Below are 8,154 nucleotides of genomic sequence, written 5' to 3'. Positions count from 1 at the left end.
CTTTACCAACGCACTCCATCAAAGAGAAGCGAGCAATTCTTTATTTGTGAACCAGCGAAGAAATATAGGTTTTAAATCTCAGTCTTTTGCCGGGTTCTAATGCAAAAGTTTTACCACCGTCTTTGCTTACCGATTCACTTTCGTCGCTAGAATGCACTGATTCACCCCAGGCGACTCCATAGCAACCCTTTGTTGCATCGCTATGCAATACAATGGTGTATTTTTCATTTTTATCGACATGTAAATGGGGCTGAACAATCATGCTTTTAGCAGACCAGCCCACTGCACTAGAATCTATCGTTTCCGAAAACAATCGTTTTCCCAAGAGTCGATTGCCGGAATCAGTCTTATAAATAGCAACAATTAAATTGTCATTGGGATGATCCTTTTTAAATAAGGTGATGTCTATTCTTGTCAACATGCCCGAACCTGTTGCCCCGAATGTTTGCGAACGTTGTAATTGATTTGCTACATCACCGACTAAAGAAAATCCTTTGGGGCTAAAGGAAGTATCTAATTTTACTGATTGGTTGGAGGTGAATGTATAATTCTCCATACAATGAATGGGTTTTATTCTTCCCGATGAATCAAAAAATAAAGGGGACCAGAAATAATTAGCTAAAGCTTCATTCTTCGCGCCATTATTCCAAAGGTCACTACCAAAAAGATATACCGTTTTTGATTTCATTTTTATAACCGAGACAAATGAAGGTTGCCCGCCACAAGAGTTATCGCTTATTTTTATAGGGTCGGACCAAGGTCCGAGTGGACTAGGCGCAGTCCGATAAGAAGTACCGGTACTGGAACAATAGCCGCAATTGGGATCAGAATATAACAAATAATAAATGTCATTACGTTTGAATAAACAAGGAGCCTCTGTCGAGCCTTTTGTTACCGATTTTACCACCTCACCCGTTCCGGTTAAGTAATCTTTATCTAACTTTTCGATATCAATTGCCCCATTTGACCGCCAATCGGTATAGGCAATATAGGCAGTTCCATCATCATCTACAAAAGTGTCGTGGTCGCCATTATTTAATCCGGCAACCGGCATATCACTATTGACCGCGAGATGCGGTTCGGCCACCTCCTTGAACGGGCCGACAGGGCTTGGGGAAGTAAATACACGAAATCCAACGCTATTATCATAGACATTGATCCAGAGTACATATAGCTGAGTGCTTTTGTTGTAAATAACATGAGGTCGGAAACAACCGTAGGTATTGCCATTGCACCGGCATTGCCAGGTTTTCGTTTGCGCATCAAACAAGGTACCTCTATCCACCCAAGTAACTAAATCTTTGGAGGTGTAAACCTTAAAACCACAGAACGGTGCATTTTTGTTTCCCCACTCAAAACCGCAATCATAGCTTGTCCCATATAAATAAAAAGTGCCGTTAAAAAAAGCGATCTCACCATCATGCGCATCTACAGCATTGCCGGAAGTACTAAAACGAACAAGTTGCCGAGCGTCTCTGCTAAAGTTGTTGGTTTGTGCTTTTGTTGCCAAAGAACAAATAAGCGCAGTAAAGACGAGTAAAGATGCTTTCATTTATTTTATTTTAAAGAAAAAAACTAGTGTACAGTTATGATGGGAAGATCAACAAATTTTAATCACTTGTATGTCTAGCAATTTCCCTAATTTTTCTATTTTATCATAAATATGACCAACACCTATAGCACAATGATGTGCAGGCCCGTGGCTATTCCAAGCCTCCACAAAATTTCTCACCCCTATAGAAAATTGATACCTACTATTGGTATTGCCTATTTCCAGGATCGGACCAGGAACAGATGTTGCTTCTGCTGTTAAAAAAGCAAGTTTTCCATCCGGTGCTTCTATCAGCGACAAGAGAGTAACCGGACCATTTTTCACCGACATTTCCACCGATAACCCGCTTCCAACCTTTCCATGATAAACCTGTAATGGACATACCTTTATTTTCCCTTCTGCAATCGAAATATGGCCGGGACCGTCATGGCCCATCAATACAACATCGTCTTTAAAATCTATTGCATAATATTCAGTAAAGGAACCTCCGGCACCAAAGCTGTCCATTATTTTCATCGCTTGTACATTCTTTATTTCATATTCCCCGGCTACAGGAATGCCATTTGCAGTAAGTAAACAGTTCCCTAAAATGATCGAGGAGAAGGTAGTCAAATTTTTTGTGCCTTCGCCTTTGTAGTAATAGGCCAGCGAACCCAACTTGTATTTCCCAACGAGCCTATCCAGTGCCACAGAAGTTTGAGCAGCCTTTTCTATTTCCTCTTTAGAGCAATCGGACTGTATATCAAAATGCTGATAAAAATCTACAGTCTTCCCTATGATCTCTTTCTCTGTAATATCATCGCGTAGGGCACTAAGTTCATCTGCTTCAATTATTTCTATATGACCACCAAAGAGTGCATACTGCGCTGTCATATCCGTATATACATCTAACATTCCGCTATAATAGTTACCGATGCAGCCCAATCTGTTATAGGACATTATTTTTTTTACTCTTGCCGCTTCGATCCACTCACGAATCTCCTTCCAACAAAGATCACCCTCTTGCAACAAGCCAGTTACCTGATGGAATGCAATCCCCGTTCTTTTAAATACATTCGCGATCTCCGGAACCGGACACGCAGAACAGTAGGCCAACCATTCACCCGTCATCTTTGTCCTATCTTTCATTTTATTAAATGCCTTATAATCTATTGCCGCGTCAGCGGAAAGATTCAAAATAATAACTGGAACTTTTGCCTGTTGTACCACGGGTAATACGGTGGAAGACAAAGCGTACGTCGTTACATACAGAAAAATAATATCGACTTCATTTTGCCTAAAAAAGCTACCGGCTTCAAATGCCTTATCTGTATTATCAACCATTCCAGCATTGACAATATGAGGATAGACTTTTGTCATTTCTCCCTCCACAAAATAAAGATAACCCAGAAGTCTTTGCTTCAAACCAGCAAACTGCTCCCAATATGCTTCAAGTCCAATTGCGAATAATCCAATTTTCAATTCATTAGGCATTACTATATATTTTAAATTTCCTATACATTTATTTCTGGTAGATCTTTTACATCTTTAGCTACTTAGTGGTAAGAGCCGTATTCAATATCCATCCCGGCGCAATGTCTTTTACCAGCAATCAATTAACATTCATTTCCTACTTTTTCTTATACCAAATCTCAGATAAAATCCATTTGGTACAAGGCACTATCCATTGTATTTTTGCGGTTTTATTATTCACACCGAATCCGTGACCACCTCGGGCATATAAAAACATTCGCACAGGCACATTATGCTGTCGCAACGCGGCTTCCAGATATAAGCTGTTCTGGACTTTTACTACATCGTCATCCATAGCGGCCGTTATAAAGGTCGGTGGCGTATTATCTGTCACCTGTAATTCATTTGAAAATTCCTTTATTTTTTTGGCGGTAATATCAGGACCGATTAAATTATTCCTAGATTGCAAATGCGTTAGACTATCTGCAAAACTCACAACCGGATAAGTAGCCACCACAAAATCCGGCCGCAGACTAATTCTATTTAGATTTTTTAATACCGTTTGATCAAAATGCGTCTCCACAGTTGTCACTAAGTGCCCACCCGCCGAGAAGCCCATAATACCTAATTTATCAGGATTTACATTAAACTCCTTTGCGTGTTCTCTAACGTAGATAATAGCCGCCTGCGCGTCTGTCAGGGGCACGATCTCTTTATGTGTCATCTTCGAAGATTTTGGCACACGATAATCTAAAAGGAAGGCAGTAATGCCGGCTTCATTTAATTTTTTACATGCAGGTATGCCCTCCACATCATTTGCCCTTCCCGCATAGGAGCCTCCTGAACAAACGATAACAACAATGTCTGTCTTTTTATGTTCAGCGCCGTAATACGTAAGGCGAGGAATTTCTGTTCCTTTTTTTGCAAATATTATATTGCCTTCAGGGTAAAGAGCAATGACCCGCTGCGCGGCACCATACTGTAGTGTAAATAAAATTGCAATGAAACATACAATTAATTTCGACTTCATTTATTTATTTTTTTACCTGATTAACTACCAAAGCGCGGAAGGGAAAATAGGCGGAAGGGAAAATTATTTTTATATTACCCCAGAACTTTCTTTTCCGCTCTACATCCAAAATGCTATTCAACAAACCAGATCTTAACCCCTATTGAAAGATGGAAGACACTTGATAATGCCCATTACTTACCTGATATTCAAAATAACCATTACTGGCTTTAACAAATTTACTCTTTCCGCTGATATGAATGCTGCTTTTTGTTTTTGCAGGAACATATACAGTTGCCGTGCAGTTTTGAGGAATAGTAATATCCCAATGAAAATGATCACGCTCCTTATTCCAACTACTGCTAATTTCACCATTCGGCGAGTTATATTTGGCCTTTACAAATGAAAGAGGAACCTGAATCACCGGCTTCATAGTAATCTTTTTAAAACCAGGGGTAGAAGATTTTATTCCAGCTAAATCTTCATAATACCAAATAAGTAAATCCCCTAACAACATGACATGATTTTCTGAATTCATGGCCGGGTCAGCCGTATTTCCATTCCATAATTCCCAGATTGTTGTGGCGCCATGGCTGAGCATGTAACCAAATGAGGGATAGGTTGTATTGGTCGCTATTGTATAAGCAATTCCTGCATCATCATTATGTGTTAACCCACGCATTAGCCATTGACTACCTATTAGCCCCGTACTAACATGGTTATCAAATTTTCCCTTTGATACTTTGGCAATATTTGCGGCAACATCTTTTCTTCTTGCTGGTGGAACAATGTCAAATGACAAGGCCAACAAATTGGCCGTCACTGTATTGTTGGCGTAAAATCCTTTATCGACATGAAAATATTTTTTATTAATTGCATTGATCATTCGGTTTCTTAAAAATGAATCCGCCATACTATCTTTAGCCATACCCAATACAGCGGCGAATTGAGACATTACCTGAAGGCAATGAATATAATAGGCGGCGCCTATAAAGCCACCGGGCGTAATTCTAGTAGAGTCCGTGGAATGAATAAGTACTTTCGATTCGGGTGGCATGCACCAATCACCAAACTCATCCCTTTGCACAAGAGAATCACTATTGAGATAAGTCAGCATATGAGCCATCCACCGCTTCATATTTGGATAGTGCTTCCTGATGACATTTTCATCTCCAAATTGCCGATATAACATATTGGCTACAAAAATATAAGTGGATGGCCATGTGCTATTATCGGTAAGAAATCCAGGCCAAAAACCCGGGGCAATATCGGGGATGCTTCCATTTTTCAGCTGCGCGTCAGCGATATCGTCCAACCATTTTGCATAAAGAAGATGATTATCAAAAAGAAAACTCTCACCATAACAATTGACAGACCTGTCACCTAACCAACCCATCCGCTCGTCACGTTGCGGGCAATCTGTCGGCATCCCCTTATAGTTGTCCCGAATAGTCCAATAAGCAGCTTTATATATTTTGTTTAAAATAGAGTCTGAGCATGAAAAAGAGCCAATTGTTTTCATATCATCATAAACCTCCTGCCCTTCTATTTCGTTTTTCTCTAAGGAGGATAGTCCACTAATTTCGACATATCTAAATCCGTGATAAACAAAAGAGGGATGCCAAGAAATATATCTTTTACTTCCAGTAAAAATACTGTCTTTCGCTTGCGCACTTCTTAGGTTGGCCGTATACAAATGACCACCAGAATCCAGTCTTTCCGCATAACGCAGCACAATGGACGTATTTGGCGTTGTGGTTGTTTTCAAATTAATCCACCCTGCCATATTTTGTCCTAAGTCAACAATGAAACTTCCTTTCAAAGTTTTTCGAATGGAGATAGGATGAACGATATCCATCACTTTCATGTTTGGATTTTCTTGTCTTTTTAGCATCCCACCGGGCGGAGTAGTTAAATCTACATCCAACCAACGACTGGCATCAAAGCCATTGCTGTTCCAACCAGGCATTTCTTTTGAAAAGTCCTGCACTTCACCATCATATTCATTATCCGAGCGAATAGGTCCGTCAGCCGTTACTTTCCACGTATTGTCTGAAATGATCATTTGTTTTTTTCCATCTTTGTACTCAATCTCCAATTGAAAAATCATTTTGGGGTACCCAAAATTTACGATTGTCGGAATACCCAACTTCCATTCACCCGCTTTTCCCGGCCGCATACTAAAAAAAAGGCCATTGCCCAATACAACACCAACCGTGTTTTCTCCTTTCAAAAATGCATTAGAGACGTCAAACACGTTATAGTATACACGCTTTCTATAGTCTGACGGAGTTGGAGACAACTGCTGCGCACCAATCTTTTTTCCGTTTATATACAATTTGTACAATCCAAGTCCGGTAAAATAAAGAGTCGCCTTTTTTATAGCTGTATGTAGATCAAATTCCTTACGAAAATACCTTGCAGATAATTTTGAATGAGCATCCTGAGGCCTATCCCAGGCGAAAGAGCTATCCAGACCAATCCATTTTGCTTTCCAATAAAAGGACATACCTTCCGTTACCTTAGCCGTATCATTCCTTAGCCCACTTGAACCATTTGAAAATGAGTTATCCATCTTAGAGAGAAGACACGCACCACAAGAAGTCCTTAATCCGAATGCGGAAGCACTAGCTGCCTTAAACAAAAATAAGAAAGCCAGAATGCCACATCTGTATACAAGTAATCTGAAATTCATCATATCCTTTAATGTATTTACCAAAATTATTTAATTCTTACTGGCAGGCGGATAAAACGATAGGCCTTTATTGCAACGCTTTTCCACTCATCTTATTTGTTTGATAGCGCGTAGAGCTGACTTATCCTATAAGTAAGAAATAAGGAATATTATTTCCTTTGCTAAAATAATGCATCATTTCTTAATAACTATCACCTACTGTATGTGGGGCGACAGGAAGTTGTCAAGTCGAACTAAGTTTGAAAGACAGGTCCGGAACGGTCACCGTATACGCAACCATGCCGAGATTGTAATCTCCCCAACAATATTAAGAACGGCGCACTTAAGTTCCAACCTGCAGGGGCATAGGATTGCCAAGCCCAGGCCCCTCAATTCAGGGCTCAGACACTGCCGGTAGCATTTCCACCAGTGATAAGATATTCGTCGAACGAAAAAGCTACAATAGAAATTTCAAAATAGCGACCGCTTAACAAGCCTGCCTAGCGTCCAATCAGTTTTATCTATTTAATGGTAAGTATTCCTAAATATCCGCCACCAGAAGGCATTCCGATGTGTAGCGTAGATTTTTTATTAATCGATTGTTCCGTAATAACTTTTGCACCCCTATCCTTTGTGTCAATAAAAGCTTTTAGATTGAAGTTTATTCTTTTTGCCAAAAACGTCAAAGGTATATCCAATTTTGTCGCGGTTTCTCCGTTGGTAATTGCCAGATACCAGGTATTATCCTTTCGACGGGCAAAGACTGCCGTTTTTCCAATTTTACTCTCTTTAAGCACGATTGTTTCATCCCAGGTAACGGGCATATTGCGGATAAAAGGCAATGCTTCACTATGCAATAAATCGGCAGGATCAGCACCAAGACACAAAAACGGAGAAGTATATATAGCTACCGTTGCGGCCTGATGTGCCAGGGTGGTCGTACGGACAAAAGACCGGAAACTCATGGGCGTAAAATCTGCAGGCCCGGATAAATATCGGGTAAAAGGCAATACCGTATTATGAAAAGGCCAGTTTACATTCCCTTCATATTCGAGTCCTCTGACACCTTCTTGTGAAAGAATATTCGGATAACTATATTCTAATCCCGTTGCTTTATCTGCCCCATGAAAATCAAGCATCAGGTGATATTTTGCTGCCATGGCCGCGGCCCGGTAATAAAACGCAATTTCCGGTTGACGCTCAGAATTAATGAAATCAATCTTCACTCCCTTAACGCCTACCGACGCACATTTTTGAAAAAATTTTTCCATATACGCAGCGTCTTTTAACCCCTCTGTATGCTTATAATTAGGATAAGCCTTCCATACCCAGATGCCTACATTTTTACTTGCCGCATATTTAACCTGATCGGCCAGATAAGCCCATTTGCTAGTATCCGGTGATTGCCAGCTAGCCCAACCATCGTCGATCAGGTTATAGGCTGCGTGCATTTGCGCGGCATAATAG

At 40.3% G+C, this 8,154-nt stretch carries 5 protein-coding genes; all 5 read right to left on the bottom strand.

Annotated elements, in window-relative coordinates; genetic code table 11:
• Positions 1-40 precede the first annotated feature (40 nt).
• Positions 41-1,552, bottom strand: a complete 1,512-nt coding sequence (locus ACQR30_RS07660; RefSeq protein WP_429733604.1) for a family 43 glycosylhydrolase — start codon at positions 1,550-1,552, stop codon at positions 41-43.
• 48 nt (positions 1,553-1,600) lie between these two features.
• Complete coding sequence (locus ACQR30_RS07655; RefSeq protein ID WP_429733601.1) at positions 1,601-3,025, bottom strand: arabinose isomerase; 1,425 nt, start codon at positions 3,023-3,025, stop codon at positions 1,601-1,603.
• Between the two features lie 136 nt (positions 3,026-3,161).
• On the bottom strand, positions 3,162-4,034 hold the full coding sequence (locus ACQR30_RS07650; protein WP_429733598.1) for an alpha/beta hydrolase: 873 nt from the start codon (positions 4,032-4,034) through the stop codon (positions 3,162-3,164).
• 139 nt (positions 4,035-4,173) lie between these two features.
• A complete protein-coding gene (locus tag ACQR30_RS07645) occupies positions 4,174-6,711 on the bottom strand; it encodes a glycoside hydrolase family 78 protein (protein ID WP_429733595.1) in 2,538 nt (845 codons plus the stop codon).
• A 497-nt stretch (positions 6,712-7,208) separates the two neighbouring features.
• Positions 7,209-8,154, bottom strand: a 946-nt coding sequence (locus ACQR30_RS07640) for a glycoside hydrolase family 97 catalytic domain-containing protein (protein WP_429733592.1), incomplete at its 5' end; no start/stop codon positions are given.

The organism is Arachidicoccus sp. (assembly GCF_050436765.1).
Classification (GTDB): domain Bacteria; phylum Bacteroidota; class Bacteroidia; order Chitinophagales; family Chitinophagaceae; genus Arachidicoccus.
The sequence above is the reverse complement of the archived record's forward strand: the minus strand, read 5'-3'. Positions and strand labels throughout refer to the sequence as shown.